The organism is Niabella hirudinis (assembly GCF_051201075.1).
In the GTDB taxonomy this organism is placed as follows: domain Bacteria; phylum Bacteroidota; class Bacteroidia; order Chitinophagales; family Chitinophagaceae; genus Niabella; species Niabella hirudinis.
In genome coordinates, this window is the sequence record NZ_JBPEHJ010000009.1 from 21171 (window position 1) to 42331 (window position 21161).

The window sequence follows — 21161 nt, forward strand, 5'->3', positions numbered from 1 at the left end:
TTTTATGAAAGGGCTGCCACTTGTGGTAGCCTTTTTTATGGAAACATGACAGAACGGGGGTCTTAGAAAAAAGAAATGGCTATGAGATGGCTCCCTTTGTTATTGCTGATGGGTATGGTGCTTGAGGCGGCTGGTTCCGGCGGTAAAGATGCGCGATCTGAGATCGATCGCATTGCAACCGTTGCGGCAGTGGATAGTTTTTTACAGCGGCATATACCTTCGTATGAAGGGTTTCATGCAGCACCTCCTTTTTTCAGGGTGTTGCCCCGTAAGGCCGATATCTATCGGTATTTTACGGACAGCCTTTCGCTATCGCTGTTTTCAAAGTCGGATCTGGATCAAAACGGTAAAACAGATCTGCTGATCAATGGCTCGTTTAACAACCGTCCGGCAGCGTTGCTCGTACTGGATAAAGGGACGGGGCGTTTTGAGCATCGGTTCTTTACTTCCTATTCATCGGGAGATCAGCAGATGGTTTTTATGCGGTTTAAGCAGCAGGGGAGGCAGCCTTTGCTGGATTATTATCTGTTTGATACAGACCGGTTGTTTGACAGCATCGGTTACCGGAAATTCAGAGACGAATTCAAAACCGGTTTTTTAACTCACCGGCAACTCCTGTGTAAGCAGGGCTTTATTGTAGAAGCAGATCGGCATGGAAATCCTGTATTCAGCATGAAGGTATTGGAGATAGACAGGGCGGGTATTTTTAAGGAATACGCTCATTATAAGATACGTGTTTTGAAAACGGGCAGGGCCATACTTCTTGCCGGAATTGGTTCTGAAAAGGTACTTGAAAAAAAACAGTACGGTATATATAGAGCACGTCTGAAAAGAAAGGATCTCCGGCGGTTAAAGCAACTGGTCTGCTATCTTGACCCATACCAGTTACAATGTCGTTACACCGTGAATGCAGCCGATGTTCCCTATGTAACGGTGGTGTTTACGGATCGGGAAGAAAGGGAAAAGCAAATTCTTGACCGGGGATTAATGGGTACCGTGGGCCTGAGCTCTCTATATCGGTATATTGATGCACTTGTAGGAAAGCAGAAGTGGAAGAAAGGAGATTCGGCGCTTTTGGATGCCCGATGGAGCTACCTGTAACAGGATAAAGGGGGGCGGGATCTGCGTATAGGTACAGAAAAGTCAGCAGTAATCAGCGGGGAAAACCGCCGCGTCCCTGCGCCGTTGCGAGAAATAAACAAACATTGGAGATTCAGCGTTTCTGTAGCAAAAATAGAAATCACTGTTTCTGCGCCTCCGCGGCTTTTTCAAATTTTGGATCAATAAACTCCCATTCCTTAATATGCGGGTGCTGATGCTCCTTTACAGCAATGGCCTCCATCTGCCGGATGAGGTCCGGATACTGCGCCGCAATATTGTGCATTTCCCGGGGATCGGTTTCCAGGTTGTACAGCTGCCATGGGGCGTTCCTGTTTTTTTGCACGCCGGTGCGGATCCCCTTCCATGATCCGATCCGTACAGCAACCTGTCCGCCCTTTTCGGGATATTCAAAATAAAGATAGGCATGCTGTTGCTGGTGACCCTTGCCCAGCAACCCGGGCAACAGCGAAATACCGCTCATTCCTTGTGTCAGTGGCTGCCCGGTCAGCTCTGCAAACGTAGGCATCATATCATATTGGACAGACAGCAGCGTATTGGTTTTACCGGCAGGAATTTTTCCCGGCCAGCGTGCAATAAAAGGCTCCCGGAAGCCGCCTTCGTAAATGTCCATTTTTAAACCCCGTAGTCCCTGTACGCTGTTGAAGAAAGCCGCATCCACACCGCCATTAAAAGTGGCTCCGTTATCGCTGGAGAAAAGGATGATCGTATTTTGATCCAGCCCCAGTTTTTTGATCTCCTTCATGATCAGGCCTACCTGGTCATCGAGGCAGGTGATCATACCGGCATAGGTCGACAGCGGATATTTAGCCGCAGCATATCCCTGTTGCCCGTAGTAGGGTTTTTCATCAAACTGCCCCTTGTACATCTTGATGTACCTTTCGGGAACCTGCAGTGACACATGCGGAATGGTATAAGGCAGGTACAGAAAAAAAGATTGCTTCCGGTGTTTACGGATAAAGCCGAGCGCTTTTTCCGTCATCTTGTCAATCGAATATACATTGCCCTTAAAATAGTCAAAATCCTGGTCCGTGGCGGTTTGCGGGTTGAGCTGCCGGTGCACCCAGATGTTAGGGTTGTTAAGCGTGTCCCATGTCTTGTTTTCCCAAAGATGTGTTGGGTAATAATTGTGCGCCTGCTTCTGATCCAGGTAGCCATAAAAGTAGTCGAACCCCTGCGATAGCGGGTGGCCGGTAGTGTTTACAGATCCCAGGCCCCATTTGCCAATGGCGGCTGTTGCATAGCCGGCATTTTTAAAAAGATGCCCGAGCGTAAATGTTCCTTCCGGCAGCGGCATCTGGCCGCCTTCAAGACTGTCCGGGAATCCGCCCAGTTCATAGTTGCCCCTTATATAAGAATGCCCCCCGTTTTTGCCGGTAAGCAACATGCAACGTGCCGGGGCGCAAACGGGGGTGCCGGAATAGTGCTGCGTGAACCGCATACCCTCCGCTGCCATCCGGTCAAGGTTGGGAGTCCTGATCTTTTGCTGTCCATAGCAGCCCAGTTCTCCGTATCCCAGGTCATCGGCATAAATGTAGATAACGTTGGGCCGCGATTGCGCATGAGTGTTATAAAGGAAGATGCCGAGACCAACTGCAAGCAGGAAGATTTTTTTCATAATGACCTTTTCTTTAGTACGGCTCCTGATGCCGGGAGGGACTTGTGGCTATTTCAGGTGTCCTGCAGCAAACGTACAGAAAAAATCCCGGTTTTGGTTTTGCCATAAGGGCAAGGGAGTATAACATGTTTACAAACTTCTTTTGGGATCAGCTTCAACCGCAAGGTGCGCAGGGAATTCGCGAGGTTCGCGAGGTTGTTTAACAGTAGCGACTTTTGAATACAGCCTCTTTTCGAATTCTTTACATCCTTAGCGTTAAAAAAAGAGTACAAAAAATGTTATACACTTTATGGCAAGGAGGTACTTCATTATTGTGCAATCGAATGCGCAAAAACCAGGGCAGATTTCCTGTCATGCTTGTTTAAAATCTATCTTCGCCGGAACAGTCTTTGACTATATTTGTTTGCCTGTAGCTATCAGCAGATAAGCGCTGCGCCAGGTATTTTTTAATGAGCGGATGACAGCCGGGTAATAGGAACCGGACAGGGGTCTGCATAAACGGTTTTTTTGAATATGAAACGGATCATTTTTTGTATTGCATTGATGTTGGGAATACAGTCGGGATACGCCCAGTCCTCAGTCCGCCCCAATGTATTGATTATTTATACCGATGACCTGGGGTACGGAGACTTAAGCTGCAACGGGGCAAAGGCTATTGCTACGCCGAACGTTGACCGGCTGGCGCAAAACGGGATCAATTTTTCCAATGCGCATACAACGGCTTCTACCTGTACGCCTTCCCGGTACTCCCTGCTTTCGGGGCGTTATGCCTGGCGCAAGAAAGGAACCAATATCCTGCCGGGAGACGCCAACCTGGTGATTCCTACCGATATTACGACCCTGCCAAAAGTATTTCAGCAAGCTGGATATCAAACGGGCGTAGTAGGCAAATGGCATTTGGGCCTGGGCAATCAATCGCCCGTGAACTGGAATCAGGAAGTATCGCCCGGCCCGCGGGAAGTAGGATTCGACTACTCCTTCATCTTCCCGGCAACGGCCGACAGGGTGCCCACCATTTTTATGGAAAACCAACAGGCGCTGGGTTTGGAAGAAAGAGATCCGATATTGGTGGATTATCATAAAGCCTTTCCCGGGGAGCTAACAGGGAAGGCGCATCCCGAATTACTGAAGCAGCCCAACGATCCCCGGCAAGGTCATGACGGACATATTGTAAACGGCATTGGCCGTATCGGTTTTATGCAGGGAGGAAAGCGCAGCGAATGGACCGATGAAGAGCTGGGCTATGTGTTCAATAATAAAGCCCTGTCCTTTATTGATGAAAGTCTGAAGAAAAAAAAGCCTTTCTTTCTTTACTATGCCATTCATAATATTCACGTACCCCGTATGCCCGGAACCGAATTTAAAGGGAAAAGCAAGCTGGGCTACCGGGGCGATGTAACCCTCGAAATGGATCATAGTGTGGGGGTTATCATGAACGGGCTTAAAGAAAGGGGCCTGCTCCGCAACACCATTGTGGTCTTTAGCAGCGATAATGGGCCCGTGCTCAACGATGGGTATATGGATCAGTCGGCAGAAACGGCTGCCGCACTGGATCACCGGCCGGGAGGTATTTACCGGGGTGGAAAGTACAGCGCTTTTGAGGCCGGCACAAGGGTACCCTTTATTGTGCAGTGGCCTGCGAAGATTGCCCCTGGAAAAAAATCGGATGCACTGGTGAGCCAGGTAGATTTGCTGGCTTCCTTTGCAGCCATGCTGAATGTAAAGTTGCCGGCAGGGGAGTTTACCGATAGCCGGAACTATTTTTCTACCCTGACCGGCCAAAGCAGGAAACACCGCGAATTTGTTATTGAGCAGCCCGCTAATAATGTTTTATGTATTATAAAAGATGGCTGGAAATACATCTCGCCCTCAAAAGGCCCCGCATTGATGGGTGCCGTAAATATTGAAACAGGGTATAGTGCTGCCGATCAGTTGTATGATTTGAATAAGGACCCGGGAGAGCGGACCAATCTTGCCGGAAAGTATCCGCAGCGGGTGCAGGCATTAAAAGCGCTGCTTGAGAAAGTAATGGCGGAATAAGCGTTGGATTGCCGGTTGGATAATACCCGTCTGGTACAAGGGACTGGTATGGGATTTGCTGTATATCCAGGTGAATTCAATAGGTTCACTACTTTGAAGCTGTTTAAGCTTTCCCCAAAAAAGCAGAAATGTTGCGGTAATATCATCACAGCTGGAAGTTTAAACAACGTCTTTCAAAAAAAGCTGTTATGAAAGATCGGGTTACACAAAAAGAGGACGACAACAATGAAGGCCGCAGCCGGCGGACTTTCATTACAAAAAGCCTGAATATCGCACTTGTTACAGCCGTTGCCGGTACCGGGTGTCTTGCCGGTTGTAAGGAGGAAGATGAAGAAGAAATAGGCCCGCCGGAGGACCTGATGCGGGAACACGGTATTTTGAACCGGGTTTTATTGATTTATGATCATTTTTTGAAGATGCTGGCGGCAAATGAGCCGGTTAATCCTCAATACATCACAGGTACCGCCGGGATTATCCGCACTTTTATTGAGGAATATCATGAGAAACAGGAAGAGGATTTTTTATTCCCCCGTTTTGAAAAGGCACATCAGCTCACAAATCTTGTTCGGGTATTAAAAGAACAGCATCAGCAGGGCAGGCTGATCACCGGCCAGCTATTGCAGCTGGGCAAACAACCACAGGTATCATCGGATGGGGATAAAGAAAAATTAAGTAGCCTGATAACGGCCTTTATACAAATGTACCGGCCACATGAGGCAAGGGAGGATACCGTACTGTTTCCGGCATTGCGGAAAATCATCAGCAAACACGAGTTTGACGCTTTGGGTGAAGATTTCGAGAAGCGGGAGCACCAGCTTTTTGGAGAAGGAGGGTTTGGATTATTTGTAGATAAGGTGGCGGGCATCGAGCAACAGCTGGGTCTCTATGAACTGGCGCAGTATACTCCCCATATTCAGGCCTGATCGTAATTTTTAAATTAAAAGAGATACCTGGAGCATTATCAACGATTGTGCAAAATATTCAGCTTGTTATATTGATAGCATGTATCTCATTTTGCACTGAGGTTTCATTAATTTTTATGGATCCGATCCGCTAGTTGGCTACCTTTGCGGGCAATGAAGTTTTTTGCGCTCATATTTGTTGTATATCTCCTGGTGGTATCTGTAATACCATGCAGTGATGGGTACAGCAGGTGCGCCAGTTCCGGGTCCCGGGTGGAAATGACCATGAGCCATGACCACCAGGCCAGTCACCGTGATATTTGTGGCCCCTTCTGCATGTGCAGTTGCTGCGGTGCCACCGCAAACTTCGCTTTTCAGCTGCTTAAAGTAAATGAAGCCAAAATGCCGGACGTCAAAAACCGGAAATTCCTGCCGAGGGATTTTTTCTTTCATTCTAACTACTATGGTAACATCTGGCAACCGCCTAAGATATCCTGATTTTTTTTATTGACTGCCGGCTCCGGTTTAATGCTTCCTTGTATTGAACCCGTTTAACCTGTTTGTACGAGGCCGGATAAGAAAGGGTTAACCCTGCAAAGCAGACTACTGTATAGGGGTGGCGCAATAATGATGATACAGCTGCCATATCCGGCGGTGGTAAGGTTTCTATCAAAATAACAAAAAGACATGCTGAATAAGATCATACATTTTAGTATTAAAAATAAACTGGTGATTGCCGTTGGCACCATTGCCCTTATTGTGTGGGGAACCTGGAGTGCCACGCAATTGCCGGTTGATGCCTTGCCTGATATTACCGACAACCAGGTTCAGATTATTACGCAGTCCCCTACGCTGGCGGCACAGGAGGTGGAACAGTTTGTTACTTACCCCGTTGAAAAAGCCATGGCCAATCTTCCGGATGTTGTAAAGATGCGTTCGTTTTCAAGGTTTGGCCTGAGCGTGATCACTATTGTTTTTAAGGATAATGTTAATATCTATTTTGCCCGGCAACTTATTGGCGAAAAGCTGAAGGATGCTGAAAGACAAATTCCGGAGGGTATGGGAAGGCCGGAGCTGGCGCCGGTTACAACGGGGTTGGGTGAAATTTATCAGTACGTTATTCACCCCCAAAAAGGAAGCGAGGATAAATACTCTCCCATGGATTTGCGTACGATGCAGGACTGGATCGTCAGTCGCCAGCTATATGGAATTGAAGGAGTGGCCGAAGTGACGGGGTTTGGTGGTATTACCAAGCAATACGAAGTAAGTGTAAACCCGGACCGGCTGAAGGCCATGAACGTGACCATTCCCGAGATTTTTACAGCCCTGGAGCACAATAATGAAAATACCGGCGGCGCCTATATCGACAAAAAGCCCAATGCGTATTTTATCAGGGGGATTGGTATGGTAAGGTCCATTCCGGATATTGAAAACATCGTTATAAAAAACGCGGCAAATGGTATTCCCGTTCTGATAAAAGATGTAGCTGTTGTACAATTTGGATCGCCGCCACGATATGGTGCCATGACTTACAATGGTGAAAAAGAAGTGGTGGGAGGATTGGTATTGATGCTGAAGGGCGCTAATAGCAACGAAGTTGTGCAACGGGTAAAAGAACGCATGAAATCGGTGCAAAAATCGCTACCGGCCGATGTAATCATAGAGCCTTTTTTAGACCGTTCTTCATTAGTTGGCCGGGCCATTGATACCGTTGAAAAGAATTTAGTTGAAGGGGCGTTGATCGTAATTTTTGTATTACTGCTTTTCCTGGGGAACATCAGGGCCGGAATCATAGTGGCCTCCGCCATCCCGCTGTCGCTTCTTTTTGCGTTAGGAATGATGCATCTGTTTGGTGTAAGCGCTAACCTGATGAGCCTGGGAGCGATCGATTTTGGATTAATTGTTGATGGGGCCGTAATCATTGTAGAAGCCACGATGCATGTAATAGCCGCAAAAAAAATAACATCCGTATACTCACAGCAGCAAATGGATGCCATGGTGAAAGAGAGTGCCGGTAAAATGATGAGTGCCGCCGCCTTCGGTCAGATTATTATCCTGATTGTGTACCTGCCCATTCTTTCATTAAGAGGCATCGAGGGAAAGATGTTTGTGCCCATGGCCCAAACCGTAAGTTTTGCGATTATTGGCGCTTTGCTGCTTTCGCTTACTTATATTCCGGTAATGAGCTCCCTGTTTTTAAGTAAGAAAACAGGCCATAAAAAAAATATCTCCGACAGGATGATGGGCTTTTTTGAGCGCTGCTACGCCCCGCTGATCCAAAAGGCCATCCGGCTGAAGTATTGGGTGGCAGGCATTGCGATGGTGTTTTTTGCCATTAGTGTCTGGACGTTTACAAAAATTGGCGGCGAATTTATACCCACCCTTGAAGAAGGCGATTATGCCATTGAATTTGTTCTGCCACAGGGCGCTTCTATCGGGCAAACGATCGAGATCTGTCTGAAGGCTGAAAAAATGCTCAAAGAATTTCCTGAAGTAAAAATGGTGATCGGAAAAACAGGTGCGGCTGATGTGGCCACAGACCCGATGCCCATGAATGCTTCCGATCTGATCGTTGTGATGAAGGATAAAGCGGAATGGACCACAACAAAAGATTTTTATAAACTGGGCGAAATGATGAAGGCCAAGCTGGAAAATATACCGGGTGTTATTGCCGAGCCCAGTCAACCCATCCAGATGCGTTTTAATGAGCTGATGACGGGAATAAGACAGGACGTTGCTGTTAAAATCTTTGGAGAAAATTTAGACAGCCTGGCCTACCTGGCTTCTAAAACCGCCAAAGTATTGCAATCAGTTCAAGGCGTTAGCGAGCCACTGGTGGAGCGCACCGCGGGATTGCCGCAAATAACCGTTGAGTACGACAGGGCAAGGGTTGCGGGGTATGGACTGAGTATAAGGGATATTAACCAGGTGATCACGACCGCTTTTGCGGGCCAATCTTCGGGGTACGTATTTGAGAATGAACGAAAATTTGAACTGGTTGTACGTCTTGACAGCGCCCATCGTACTTCTTTGGATGACGTAAGTAACCTGTATATCCCAGCCAGCAATGGTTTGCAGGTTCCCCTCGGACAAATAGCAACTGTTGGTTTTAAGGAAGGCCCGGTACAGATAAGCCGTGAGGATGGAAAGCGCCGGGTTGTTGTTGGTTTTAATGTCAAGGACAGGGATGTTGAAAGCGTGGTAAAAGATATCCAGGAAAAGTTGGCGCAGCCCCAAAATAGGCTGCCCACCGGCTACTATCTTACCTATGGCGGTACATTTCAAAATCTGCAGGAAGCATCAGCGCGGTTACAGTTAGCCGTTCCTATTGCATTGCTACTCATTTTCGGGCTGCTTTATTTTACGTTCAACTCCGTAAAACAGGCCGCATTGATCTATACGGCCATTCCAATGAGCGCCATCGGTGGGGTATTCGCCTTGTTGCTCCGGGGCATGCCTTTTAGTATTTCAGCGGGCGTTGGTTTTATTGCTCTGTTTGGGGTAGCCGTGTTAAACGGGATTGTACTGGTCAGCACCTTTAATCAACTTCAGAAGGATGGCGTTTCCGATGTAATACAGCGGGTGCTGCAGGGAACCAAGATGCGTCTGCGGCCGGTGCTGATGACTGCAACTGTAGCCTCATTAGGTTTTTTACCAATGGCGATGAGTGCCGGAGCGGGTGCTGAGGTTCAAAAGCCGTTAGCAACGGTTGTTATCGGAGGATTGATAACAGCTACGTTCTTAACACTTGTTGTATTGCCTTGTTTATATATTATCTTTTCCTCAAAACGAAGGGGGAGGGATGAAGGGCAATAGGCAACATAAAAAAAAATGAAAAATATGGCAGCTACACATTTTATGGAAACGACTTTATATAAGAAATAGGAAAACTAATTTATCACATGATTGATAATCCTGAAAAATATTAACAATGAAATGGTATGATAGGATAATTAAGGTTACAAACCGCCGGGAATGGGAGGTGAAAAGCAAGCGGCAAGCGGCAGCGGGCAAGGGCCGAATGGCAAGGGGCAGGAAATGTAAGACAGGTGATTTTGCCTGCCTCGTTTCATTCCTTGCTCCTGGCGTTTTGCCCCTTGTCTTTTGTGTCTTGCTTTTTTTCTATTCCGCTGTAGCACAGGCACAACACCGCATCAGCGTAAGCCAGGCTATCGCTACCGCGTTGAAAGGCAACCTGCAGCTGGATATCAACCAGTCGGAAATCAGCAGAGCCGGATATGCTGTTAAAACAGCGAATGAAATTCCTAAGACAGGCGTGTTTGCTGAAAATGAGGACTTGCGTCCATCCGACAGCAAAGGTGTACTAAAGATCGGTGTTTCGCAAAGTATTGCCTGGCCGGGCCTCTATAAGGCCAGAAGGGAATATTTTAACGAGCAGTTAAAGTATTACCAGCTGAACACTCCCGCTTTGAACGCGGTAATAAAAAAAGATGTCCGGACTGTTTACTATGAGCTTTGGTATTTGCAGGATAAATCCCAATTGTTTCTGCAATTAGATAGTATTTATTCTTCTTTGTATAAAGCCGCCGAGCTGCGATACAAAACGGGTGAGGCTGCGGGACTGGATAAGATCGCAGCTGATGCAAAACTCAAAGAACTGCGGGCAATGCTCGAGCAGAACGACAAAGATATGGTGGTGCAGCAACAACAGCTGATGATGTTGATGAACCAGGATACTCTATTGTTGCCGGTGCAACAACCTTTAGAAAAAGTAGATCTTTTGGTTGCAGGAGCAGACAGCCTGCATCCCTTATTAATGCTGCAACAGCAGCAGGTAGCCATTGCGGCCTCAGGTATTGCGGTGCAAAAAAATGGGAATAAGCCCGAGTTTTCCGGCAGGTTTTTTACCCAGCGAGTATGGGGGGCAAAAGACCCTTACACCGGTTTTTCCGTTACAGCTGCATTCCCCTTGTTTGGCAACGATGCCTATAAAAATAAAATCAAAGTAGCCAACGCTGAAATGGATATACAGCAAAAACAATTAAGCTACCAAACGCAGCAGATTCAAACGCAACGGCAAACGGCCCTCACAGAAATAGAAAAGAGCCTGGCAATGCTCCGGTTTTATGACGTAACGGGTTTGGAACAGGCGGATGCGATCATAAAAGCCGCAACATTGAGTTACAAAGCGGGCGAGATAAGTTTTGCCGAGCTCAGTCAGTTTCTGACGCAGGCTATCGACACCAGGAGGAACTATCTGGATGTATTGAACAAATACAATCAATCCGTTATTCAATTTAACTACTACAACAATAATTAAAATACCCGCAATGAAGCGCATATTGATTATAGCATCTGTTTTTTTTAGCGTATCCGCATTTTTTTCCTGTGGAAACAAGCCCGGCCCATCAGCGGCTGAAGAAGAAAATCACACGGAAGGTGAAGCAGCACATTCCGGCGGGAATACTACCAGGCTTACAGCAGTACAAATTAAAGCCATAGGCATAGAAATGGGAAATATAGAAGAAAAGGAATTGACCAATTCTATAAAAGCGAATGGAATTCTTACCGTACCCAATCAAAACAAGGCTTTTGTGGTGCCCCTGTATAGCGGGGTTGTTAAGGCACTTCATGTACAACCCGGAAATTTCGTAAAGCAGGGGCAGGCTATTGCCACCATTGTAAACCCGGATCTGATTCAAATGCAGCAGCAGTTGCAGCAGGTAGAGGCGCAAATTGTGTTGTCGGAAATTGAAGTGAAGCGGCAGCAGGAGCTGGTAGAGGGCAATGCCGCACCGCTAAAAAGACTGCAACAGGTACAAACCGAACTGACAACACTCAAAAGTCAGCGAAATGGCTTGCAAAAACAATTGTCGGCGGTAGGTGCGGCCCGCAGTTTTTCTTCCGCCATCGTAGTTAAAGCGCCCATAGGCGGTACCATCAGTAACGTGCTTGCTCAGCTGGGGAGCAAGGTGGATGTCAGCGCTCCTATTGCGGAAATTGTGAATAATTCCCAGTTGCACCTGGATTTATATGTATATGAAAAAGATCTTCCCAGGCTAAAGTCAAATCAAACCATCCATTTTACGATTACCAATAATGCGGGCAGGGAGTACGATGCGCAAATATTTTCAATAGGGACTGCATTTGAAGCCGGCAGCAAGACCATTCCTGTACATGCAAAGGTTATTGGGGATAAAACGGGACTGATTGACGGTATGAATGTAACGGCCCTGGTGAGTCTGGATAAATCCACCGTCCCGTCCGTGCCGTCAGATGCTATTGTAAGTTACCAGGGCAACGATTTTATTTTTATGGTTACGGAGGCCCTTTCGGAAGGCGAATCCGAAAGCAGTCAACGAAAAGAAACGAAGGACATTACGTTTGAGCGGGTACCTGTTGCAAAAGGCACCACCGATGTTGGATATAGCGAAGTGACATTGTTAAAGGACATTCCGGCCAATGCCAAAATTGTTACTAAAGGAGCTTTCTTTATTTTGGCTAAAATGACTAATAGCGGTGAACATGAACATTAGTAAATTTACAGCAGGCTGGTTAAGGTTTCGGACTTGCTTATAACCGCTGTTTATTAAATTCAGTACCATGGAAAGATCAAGAATCGATCTGGATATTCTTTTGCCGGAGATTCCGGATGAAAGGGATGCATGCGTTGAACGGCTGATCAATATGCTTCAGTATAAAAGAGGTATTGACAAAGTACATGTTATTGCCGGGGATACGGATAAAAAAGCCCGGCTTTGTTTTCATTACACCCCTTCTGAAATTTCGCTCAATGGAATTGAACAAATAGCAAAAAAAGCCGGCGCGGAGATCACGGAACATTATGGCCATCTGCTTATTAATACAACAGGAGTACGTCACCCACGCCATGCAAGAATTATTGAAGCTGCCCTTGAAAAATATATGGGAATACTCACGGTTTCCGTATCGGGAACAGGCTTCATACAATTGGAGTATAATAAAGAAGTAACAACGGATAAAACCGTTCTTGAACAGATCGGAAGAACAGGCTTAGCCATTATTAATGTTGAGGATTTTCACGTTCACAGGCAAGAGTCGCAGGAAAAGATGCATGAAGATCAGGATCTGAACCCCGATCATGATCACGAAGCGGGAGCGGATGAACATGCACACGGGGGTGTTTTTGGAGAAAAAACAGAAGGGATCTTTGCTATTATCTGCGGCGCCTTGTTAGGTATAGGTTTTGGCTTATCCTTCATAGGCGGAGTTTCACCCTATGTTTCAATAGGGTGTTATATTGCTGCCTATTTCTTTGGGGGATTTTATACCAGCAAAGAAGCCATTGAAGGTATCAGTAAAGGCGCTTTTGAGATCGATTTTCTCATGCTTGTTGCTGCGATTGGCGCAGCCGTATTAGGTCAGTGGGCCGAAGGAGCATTGTTGCTTTTCCTTTTCAGTTTGGGGCATTCCCTGGAACATTATGCCATGGAAAAAGCAAGAAAATCAATTGCGGCATTAGCAGACCTGGCTCCTAAAACGGCGTTACTGAAAACGGGTGGTGCTATTAGCGAGGTGCAGATCGAAACATTAAAGCAAGGCGACATTATTGTAGTAAAACCCAATTCAAAAATTGCAGCTGATGGAATTGTTGTAAAGGGGAATAGCAGTGTTAACCAGGCCCCCATTACAGGAGAAAGCGTTCCGGCAGACAAGATGCCGGTTGAGAACGCTGATGCCGGCCTGGAGAATAGCGATAAATTAGATGCGAAATACAAGGTGTTTGCCGGCTCAATCAATGGTGGCGAAAATCTGGAAATAAAAGTAACAAGAGTTGCTGCAGACAGCACCATTGCCCGGTTAGTAAAGCTGGTTAATGAAGCACAAACCCAAAAGTCGCCTACCCAGAATTTTACAGATAAACTGGAGCGTTATTATGTTCCGTCTGTGCTCGTTTTGGTAGGCATCCTGCTGCTGGCCTTCCTGGTGGTAGATGAACCCTTTAGTGCAAGTTTTTACCGGGCCATGGCGGTATTGGTTGCAGCCAGCCCCTGTGCACTAGCCATATCCACCCCCAGCGCGGTGTTAAGCGGGGTGGCAAGAGCGGCAAGGGGCGGCGTTTTGATAAAGGGCGGAAAACCGTTGGAAGAACTGGGCGCTCTTTCGGCAATTGCTTTTGATAAGACCGGAACACTTACTGAGGGAAAACCGAAACTTACCGGGGTATATCCGCTTGCCGGGATAGCGGAAGAGCCGCTGCTTGAAATTGTTGTTGCGGTAGAAAAATTAAGTGACCACCCCCTGGCGGCCGCCCTGGTAAAAGGTGGGGAAGAACGCCTGAAAAAAGATATTGCAGCCGCCGCCAATGTATCGGCGCTCCAGGGCAGGGGAATTAAAGCAGATTATAAGGGAGCCGTTATTCATGTGGGAAACAAAGAATTGTTTGCTGAAAAAAACAACAAGCTGCCGGATAATATAAACCAGAAAGTAGAAGTCCTGGAAAGCCAGGGCAATACCACCATGATCGTTCAGCAGGACGATCGATATCTTGGTATTGTTACGCTGATGGATATTGCCCGGGAAGATGCAAAAGAGACCCTTACACGACTAACGGACATGGGGGTTCGCAAAATGATCATGCTCACAGGCGATAATCAGAAAGTAGCGGAAGCAATTGCCGGGCAAATTGGTATTACCGATGCCTGGGGTAACCTGCTGCCCGAACAAAAAGTAGCGGCTATCGAAAAATTACGGGCCAGTGAAAAGAAGGTGGCCATGGTTGGCGACGGTGTTAATGATGCCCCGGCAATGGCCAAAAGCACCGTAGGTATTGCAATGGGTGCCGCCGGAAGCGACGTAGCATTAGAGACCGCAGACATTGCACTGATGGCAGATAAATTAAGCAACCTCCCTTTTGCCATCGGCCTTAGTAAAAAAGCAAGCCGCATTATCCGGCAAAACCTGGTCATCAGTCTTGGGATGGTGGCGGTGTTAATACCGCTTACCATCCTGGGCATTGCCAATATTGGGCCTGCCGTTATCGGACACGAGGGGTCTACCCTGGTAGTGGTGTTTAATGCCCTGCGTTTATTAGGATATAAAAAACAATAACACCCGTTTCTTGTTTCTGCCCCTTTTTCTTATGGTATATACCACAGGACGCGTTGTTTACAAAAGTCTATACAGCCAGGTCCGGATGCGGATCAGGAGAGATGTTAAAATATTGCCATACAAAGACAAAAAATGATAGGTGCACCTTGAAAAAGGAGTCTATCTTTGTATTAGAATAGATTAGACCAGATCTATTATTCTAAAACTGTTTGTCACGAATAAAATAAAGCGATTGTAATGAGAACAAATTCCACCTACCATTTTGACAGTACCTGATACCGCTTTGATACTTCCGGTAAGACAATGATTTTTTAGTTATAAATCCAAAACAAATGATGAAACCTTGTTTTTATAGGGGGAGGGCCCTTTTTTGCCCTGCTCCTGCTAAAAGAATGCCCGCCCTGCTGCTGTTATGGCTGTTGCTGCTCTGTACTTCTCCTTCTGTATTTGCCCAAAAACAACGGCAGATCGGGGGGACCGTAACGGACGATAATGGCGCCCCACTGGGCAATGTATCCATTTCAGAAAAGGGCACGGCACATGGCACGCTAAGCCTGAGCAATGGTCATTTCGAGATGCCTGTTTCCGGAACTAATGCAGTCCTCATTGCAACGTACACCGGTTTTCAGCCAACCGAAATAGTCGTAGGCGACCAGGCCACGCTAACTATTGTACTGCAGCCTCTCAACCGTTCTTTAGACGAAGTAGTGGTGGTGGGATACGGCTCCCAGAAGAAAGCTACTTTAACTGGCGCGGTAGCTACCGTAAAAGGGACTGCTCTTGTACAAAGCAGTTCGCCCAACGTAGCCAATGCTATTGCCGGCCGTATACCTGGAGTTATTGCCAATAACCGCTCCGGCCGCCCGGGTAGTGATGGTTCTACGATTTATATCAGGGGGTTTAACTCTTTTGGAGGCGGCACCAGTCCGCTGATCGTGATCGACGGCGTACCCGATAGGGATTTCAGTCGCCTTAACCCCAATGATATTGAAAGCATCACCGTGCTGAAGGATGCATCCGCAGCTATTTATGGCGTGCGCGCGGCCAATGGCGCTATACTGGTAACCACCAAGCGCGGAAAAACCGGTAAGCCCACCATTCAGTATGATGGCAATTATGGCATCCAGCAATTAACGCGGTTACCTAAAATTGTGAAGGCCTGGGAATATATGACCTACTACAACGAGATCAACCCGGGCACTTATCAGCAGGCAGAAATTGATAAATACAAGGCCGGTAATGATCCCAATTATACCAGCACCGACTGGATCCATGAAGTATTCCGGAAAAGTGCCCCGCAAAGCACCCATTCGCTTTCCGTAAGCGGTGGCACCGATAATGTAAAATATTATTTCTCCGGGCAACTGGTAGATCAGTCCAGCAATTTCCGGAACAGCATCGAGCATTACCGGCAATACAATTTCCGTTCAAACATAGACGCCCGTATTTCAAAGAACCTGAAGGTAAACCTGGATATCGCCGGCCGGCTGGAGGATCGTACCTATCCTACCTGGAGCGTAGGCAATATTTTGCATGAAACCCGCTCCATGTATCCGTTTATACCTACCCATTGGCCCAATGGCTCACCCAGTGCGGGTGTTACGGCCGGACGTAACCCGGTGATCCTGGTTACCGGCGACCCCGGTTATGATAAGATCAAAAATTATGTACTGACCCCACTTGCGGGATTTGAATGGAAACTGCCGTTTGTTACCGAGGGATTATCGCTGAGCGGTTATGCTTCTTACGATGTAAACCTGCGGCATGAAAAAATATTCACCAAGCCCTGGGATGCTTATTCCTATAACAAGACTACGAATGTTTACTCCAATGTACGTGCCAGCACGGCGATATCCGGCGTTACGCAAAATGAAGGCATGTACAACGGCAGCACCCGCTTTGTCAAACTGGCTTATGATCACCAGTTTGGCCGCCATAACATTAATGCCTTTGCCGGCTATGAGGCTACCAGCACTGCCAGTTGGGGTACCTATGCCTTTCGGAAAAACCTGCTGAGTGATCAGATCGATCAGATCTTTACCGGCGCCGCCGAAGGACAGGTAGCTACGGGATCTGCTGCGCAGGATGGCCGTGCCAGCTATCTGGGCCGTGTGGCGTATGATTACAGCAATAAGTATATAGCTGAAGTAACTATGCGTTACAATGGTTCCTTCAACTTTCCGGAAAATAAACGCTGGGGGATGTTCCCTTCTGTTTCTGCCGGATGGCGGATTTCGGAGGAATCCTTTTTCAGAAATAGTGTGCCCTTTATCAACCAGCTAAAACTGCGGGCATCCTGGGGTATCCTGGGTAGCGATGCTGTAGACCAGTACCTCTTTCTGACAAGGTACCAGCTCATCACCAATACCAGCTATCAAACCTATTTTGGCGACTATGGACTAACCAATGCCCTGTACCTGTCCAGTACTCCAAACCCGGACATCACCTGGGAAAAGCAGGATACCCGAAACATCGGGTTCGATATGGCAGTGCTGAACAACAAACTCAACATCACTGCTGATTATTTCCGCTACCTGCGCAGCGATATTCTTGCAGCCCGGAATGCCTCCATTCCGTTGTACACCGGCATGAGCCTGCCCAGTGAGAATATCGGTAAATCCTTAAACAGGGGATTCGACTTCTCCATCGGGTATAACGATGCCGTGGGCGATCTTAAATACGCCATCGGCCTTAATGGGACTTTTGCGAAAAGCAAAGTCATCTTTAGCGATGAGGCTGCTACCGTACCGGAATGGCAAAAATTTGAAGGCCATCCTATCAACTCCTGGCTCTTGTTTGCCAGTGATGGTATTTACCGCACACAGGATGAAATTGATAATTCCGTACACGTGCCCGGCGCCCGGGTTGGCGAGATCCGCATTAAGGATACCAATGGCGATGGCTCCATCACCTTCGATGATGCGGTACGTACCTACGAGTCGGCTGTTCCGCAAATCGTATACGGATGTACCCTGGGCCTCAACTATAAAGGTGTTGGATTGAACGTACTGCTCTCCGGCCAGGCACAGGCCAAACAGCTGATCAACTCGCAAATGCAGGGGTCGCTCATTGCACCGCCCCAATGGCTCTATGATGGCCGCTGGACTCCCGACAACACAAACAGCATTTATCCCCGTGCCTTCAATGATAACAGCACCAATGCCTACTACTATAATAATTCCGATTTCTGGCTGATGAATGCTGCATTCCTGCGCCTGAAAACACTGGAGTTGTCGTACAGCATCCCTTCACAGGTGTATGCTAAATTGGGTCTTTCTTCTGTACGTGTATATGCGGCCGGTTATAACCTGCTCTCTTTTGATCACCTGAAAAAGTACGGCGTGGATCCTGAAACGAACAATACCACTGGCGTTAACTACCCCCAGTCAAAGATCGTCCGGTTTGGACTGAATATAGGATTGTAAATTTTAAAAATCAGTTTATGAAATCAAAAATAATCATTGCAATCAGCATTCTTTGGGCCGGAGCATTCTTGTCCTCCTGCTCAAAAGTGCTGGATAAAGCGCCGCTGGACTCTTATACCGATGAGTCTGTGTGGAAGGACTTGAAGCTGGCAGAAGCCTATGCCAACAACATTTATAATGTGTTACCTACCTTTACGGTTGACTGGGGCAGTTCGCTCAACAGAAGCGTGGTATTATCATCGGCCTGTGATGAGGGTTTTACCAAGTTTGGCGATGGCTACACCTGCGGTGCACGGAATGTGCTGAACAAGGGACTGCTTTCCCCGGATAATGCCGGCAGTTTCGACATCTGGTCAAAAAATTACGGCCAGATCCAGAACGCCAATATTTTCCTTTCGAAGATTGATGATGTGCCTGGTGACGATGCGTATCGCAAACGCATAAAAGGAGAGGTTACGTTCCTGCGGGCCTACGCCTATTTTCAGCTGATCAGCGATTATGGCGGAGTACCACTGATTACGAAACCCTTCAATTTGAACTCTGATTTTACAGCCACCCGGGGCAGCTTTGACGAATGTGTAAAATTTGTGAGCGATGAACTGGACAAAGCGGCGGCTTTACTGGCCAATACCACGGCGCAGAAAGGTCGTGCATCGGCTCCACTGGCGCTTGCTATAAAATCACGTTTATTGTTATATGCCGCCAGCCCGTTGTGGAATCCAACTGCAGATCCCGCAAAATGGACCGCCGCTGCTGCCGCTGCAAAAGCCGTTATCGACCTGCCCGGGTACAGTCTTTTTACCGGCAACTATGCCGATTTGTTTACCACGTCCAACGCAGAACTGATCGGCGTGCACCTTTCCGGCTATAAAGGCGAATGGGATCCTTTTACAGGTTTGGAAATGATGTGCTTCCCCAACGGCTATCATGGCTGGGCTGCCTTTGCTCCCACACAGGAGCTGGTAGATGCTTTTGGAACGGCAGATGGTAAATATATTACGGATCCCGCTTCGGGGTATGATCCGCAAAATCCCTATGTTAACCGCGACCACCGTTTTTATGCAGACATCATTTTTGACGGACGGCCCACCGGCAACGCGGCATTCTTTTCAGACCGTACCACTACGGCAGCTCAATTCTATGAGGGCGGTTATGACTCTGACCAGGGTTTCGATGCCTGGAACAATAGCTTAACCCGTTATGCATTCCGGAAGTATATGGATACAACGTATAATTTTAATGCAACCACCCAAACCAATAAATTCTGGATCCTGGCGCGCCTGGGCGAGATTTATCTCAACTATGCCGAAGCCGAATTTTATTCAGGCCATGAAGATGTTGCCCGTGACTACCTGCAGCGGATCAGAACAAGGGCCGGTATTACCGCGCCGCTCACAGAAACCGGAGCCGCACTTGAAGCACGTATTCGCAATGAACGGCAGGTGGAACTGGCTTTTGAAGGGCACCGGTACTATGATGTGCGCCGCTGGAAGATAGCCGAGGTAACAGAGAATAAACCCGTGCGCCAGGTGATCATTACCCGCAATGCCACCACCGGCGTAAAAACCTACCAGTACAAGGATATTGAGCCCCGGAGCTTTGATAAGGCCCGGCATTACCTGATGCCTATTCCCAGAACAGAAATTAAAAGAACTGGTTTGCAGCAGAACCCGGGCTATAATTAATAAGATTAACAGACCGTAACAAAACCATTAAGGTATTAAGAACCGTTGAGTGATCCTATTCCTGAATGCGCCTTAATTAATCTTAATGGTTTTTTACAATATAATTGATCGATTAACAGATGCTGAAATGACTTTATCAAAGCATCTCCGGAGTAACGATACAGCTAAACGCATACCGCCTCCTTCATCGCAACAACAGTACTATGAAATTTATTTGTTACACACTTGCAGTGGTCGTTTCTTTTCTATCGGCCTGTAAAAAGGATAGCGCCCCTTCGTTGCCAGGCCTGGTTCCTGTAACCATATCCACGCCCGGGGGCGAAGCAGGGTATCTTTATATCGATGGGAAGTATACCGGTATTTTGGTGCCGGGTACGGTCAGCTTTTCAGTCGGTCATCATACCATTGGTGTGGCACTGAAAAATACGGAGATCTATCTGCGGAAAACCATTACTGCAGCAGCCAGTACACCAGTAGCTTTTACCACCGCAGATAAGCCAGCTCCCAAAACCTGGAAGGCCCTGTGGATTGGGTTGTATGAAACCCGGGGAAATACAGAAACAGGCGACTGCAGTACACATTTTTCTACGGCGGATCTGGATGCCGGCTACAATTTTTTCACCTGGAGCCTGAAGGAGCATTTTGAAAAGTATGCTTATGGAACAATGAAATGGGAGGTGGAACGCAGGGACATTACCGTCCCGGTTACCCTTACAAAAGGAAGTATCGGGTATACGGTGGAGCCTGCTGCCATTGCGGCGCTGATGCCGCAGATACAACCCGGAGTGTACGATTGTGTATTTGTGTTCTGGCGAGAAAAGGAAGGCGCCTGCAGCTTTCCGGGTAATTATTTCGGACTGGCCTGGACCAACCCGATGGCAGAAGCCCTGAAGACGGGCTATGTAACGGTCAAATTTGATCCGGGTGCCGATATTGCAGCAACGATTAACCAGTACAAAATAAATGACCCCGGTGTATGGGTACATGAATGGCTGCACACCGTAGGCGAAAATTTTTACCAGGCAAAAGGGCTGAACCTTCCCGAAAAGGCAGGCGGCTTTTCGGTACATGCGGCAGAAGTGTATCATTACTCCTTTCCCTGGATGGACTGGTACCGGGATTTTATTTCGGGCAGGGTTTCCAATACAGGAGGCAGTCCGGCCTACCTGGGTATCGGGCCGGAAGCGCTTTTAGGCTGTACAGTACGGGAAATGGCTTTGGGAAATTGCCGGTAAGGTGAAGGGTGGGGGTCAATAGTGAATAGTCAATAGTGAATGACAACACATCCGGGAGTCGTGTCGTATAAGCATTCACAAAAAAT

The 21161-nt window shown here is 47.5% G+C and carries 12 protein-coding genes; 11 read left to right on the top strand and 1 reads right to left on the bottom strand.

Annotation, left to right across the window (positions count from 1 at the left end):
* Nucleotides 1-81 precede the first annotated feature (81 nt).
* Nucleotides 82-1101 (top strand): DUF6438 domain-containing protein, encoded by a 1020-nt coding sequence (locus tag GGU45_RS16265; protein ID WP_435226496.1) that lies wholly within the window; start codon nt 82-84, stop codon nt 1099-1101.
* A 139-nt stretch (nt 1102-1240) separates the two neighbouring features.
* On the opposite strand, the gene GGU45_RS16270 is transcribed toward GGU45_RS16265, so the two are convergent.
* Entirely contained in the window at nt 1241-2737 is a 1497-nt protein-coding gene (locus GGU45_RS16270) for an arylsulfatase (RefSeq protein WP_435226497.1), read from the bottom strand.
* A 513-nt stretch (nt 2738-3250) separates the two neighbouring features.
* Here GGU45_RS16270 and GGU45_RS16275 point away from each other — a divergent pair.
* From GGU45_RS16275 to GGU45_RS16320, 10 genes are all read left to right on the top strand, one after another.
* Nucleotides 3251-4777 carry a sulfatase family protein gene (locus GGU45_RS16275; RefSeq protein WP_435226498.1) on the top strand — a complete coding sequence of 509 codons (1527 nt, stop codon included), beginning with the start codon at nt 3251-3253 and terminating at the stop codon, nt 4775-4777.
* A gap of 188 nt (nt 4778-4965) precedes the next feature.
* The gene (locus tag GGU45_RS16280; RefSeq protein ID WP_435226499.1) at nt 4966-5700 is read left to right on the top strand and encodes a hemerythrin domain-containing protein; all 735 of its coding nucleotides are present in this window, start codon (nt 4966-4968) and stop codon (nt 5698-5700) included.
* 153 nt (nt 5701-5853) lie between these two features.
* The gene (locus GGU45_RS16285) at nt 5854-6177 is read left to right on the top strand and encodes a DUF6660 family protein (RefSeq protein ID WP_435226501.1); all 324 of its coding nucleotides are present in this window, start codon (nt 5854-5856) and stop codon (nt 6175-6177) included.
* A gap of 189 nt (nt 6178-6366) precedes the next feature.
* Complete coding sequence (locus GGU45_RS16290) at nt 6367-9495, top strand: efflux RND transporter permease subunit (RefSeq protein WP_435226502.1); 3129 nt, start codon at nt 6367-6369, stop codon at nt 9493-9495.
* A 115-nt stretch (nt 9496-9610) separates the two neighbouring features.
* Nucleotides 9611-10960: a TolC family protein gene (locus GGU45_RS16295; RefSeq protein WP_435226504.1), complete on the top strand. Its 1350-nt coding sequence runs from the start codon at nt 9611-9613 to the stop codon at nt 10958-10960.
* A gap of 10 nt (nt 10961-10970) precedes the next feature.
* Nucleotides 10971-12176, top strand: coding sequence for an efflux RND transporter periplasmic adaptor subunit (locus tag GGU45_RS16300; protein ID WP_435226506.1), 1206 nt, complete (start codon nt 10971-10973; stop codon nt 12174-12176).
* A gap of 67 nt (nt 12177-12243) precedes the next feature.
* The gene (locus GGU45_RS16305) at nt 12244-14730 is read left to right on the top strand and encodes a heavy metal translocating P-type ATPase (protein ID WP_435226507.1); all 2487 of its coding nucleotides are present in this window, start codon (nt 12244-12246) and stop codon (nt 14728-14730) included.
* A gap of 332 nt (nt 14731-15062) precedes the next feature.
* Nucleotides 15063-18155, top strand: a complete 3093-nt coding sequence (locus GGU45_RS16310) for a SusC/RagA family TonB-linked outer membrane protein (RefSeq protein WP_435226509.1) — start codon at nt 15063-15065, stop codon at nt 18153-18155.
* Between the two features lie 17 nt (nt 18156-18172).
* Nucleotides 18173-19840, top strand: coding sequence for a RagB/SusD family nutrient uptake outer membrane protein (locus GGU45_RS16315; RefSeq protein ID WP_435226511.1), 1668 nt, complete (start codon nt 18173-18175; stop codon nt 19838-19840).
* Nucleotides 19841-20043: 203 nt separating this feature from the next.
* Nucleotides 20044-21075, top strand: coding sequence for a hypothetical protein (locus GGU45_RS16320; RefSeq protein ID WP_435226512.1), 1032 nt, complete (start codon nt 20044-20046; stop codon nt 21073-21075).
* Nucleotides 21076-21161: the final 86 nt, after the last annotated feature.

Coding starts and splice junctions, on each gene's coding strand:
- GGU45_RS16295 (WP_435226504.1), top strand. CDS start 9,611: ATGAAATGGTATGATAGGATAATTAAGGTTACAAACCGCCGGGAATGG.
- GGU45_RS16270 (WP_435226497.1), bottom strand. CDS start 2,737: ATGAAAAAAATCTTCCTGCTTGCAGTTGGTCTCGGCATCTTCCTTTAT.
- GGU45_RS16315 (WP_435226511.1), top strand. CDS start 18,173: ATGAAATCAAAAATAATCATTGCAATCAGCATTCTTTGGGCCGGAGCA.
- GGU45_RS16275 (WP_435226498.1), top strand. CDS start 3,251: ATGAAACGGATCATTTTTTGTATTGCATTGATGTTGGGAATACAGTCG.
- GGU45_RS16310 (WP_435226509.1), top strand. CDS start 15,063: ATGATGAAACCTTGTTTTTATAGGGGGAGGGCCCTTTTTTGCCCTGCT.
- GGU45_RS16265 (WP_435226496.1), top strand. CDS start 82: ATGAGATGGCTCCCTTTGTTATTGCTGATGGGTATGGTGCTTGAGGCG.
- GGU45_RS16300 (WP_435226506.1), top strand. CDS start 10,971: ATGAAGCGCATATTGATTATAGCATCTGTTTTTTTTAGCGTATCCGCA.
- GGU45_RS16320 (WP_435226512.1), top strand. CDS start 20,044: ATGAAATTTATTTGTTACACACTTGCAGTGGTCGTTTCTTTTCTATCG.
- GGU45_RS16305 (WP_435226507.1), top strand. CDS start 12,244: ATGGAAAGATCAAGAATCGATCTGGATATTCTTTTGCCGGAGATTCCG.
- GGU45_RS16280 (WP_435226499.1), top strand. CDS start 4,966: ATGAAAGATCGGGTTACACAAAAAGAGGACGACAACAATGAAGGCCGC.
- GGU45_RS16290 (WP_435226502.1), top strand. CDS start 6,367: ATGCTGAATAAGATCATACATTTTAGTATTAAAAATAAACTGGTGATT.
- GGU45_RS16285 (WP_435226501.1), top strand. CDS start 5,854: ATGAAGTTTTTTGCGCTCATATTTGTTGTATATCTCCTGGTGGTATCT.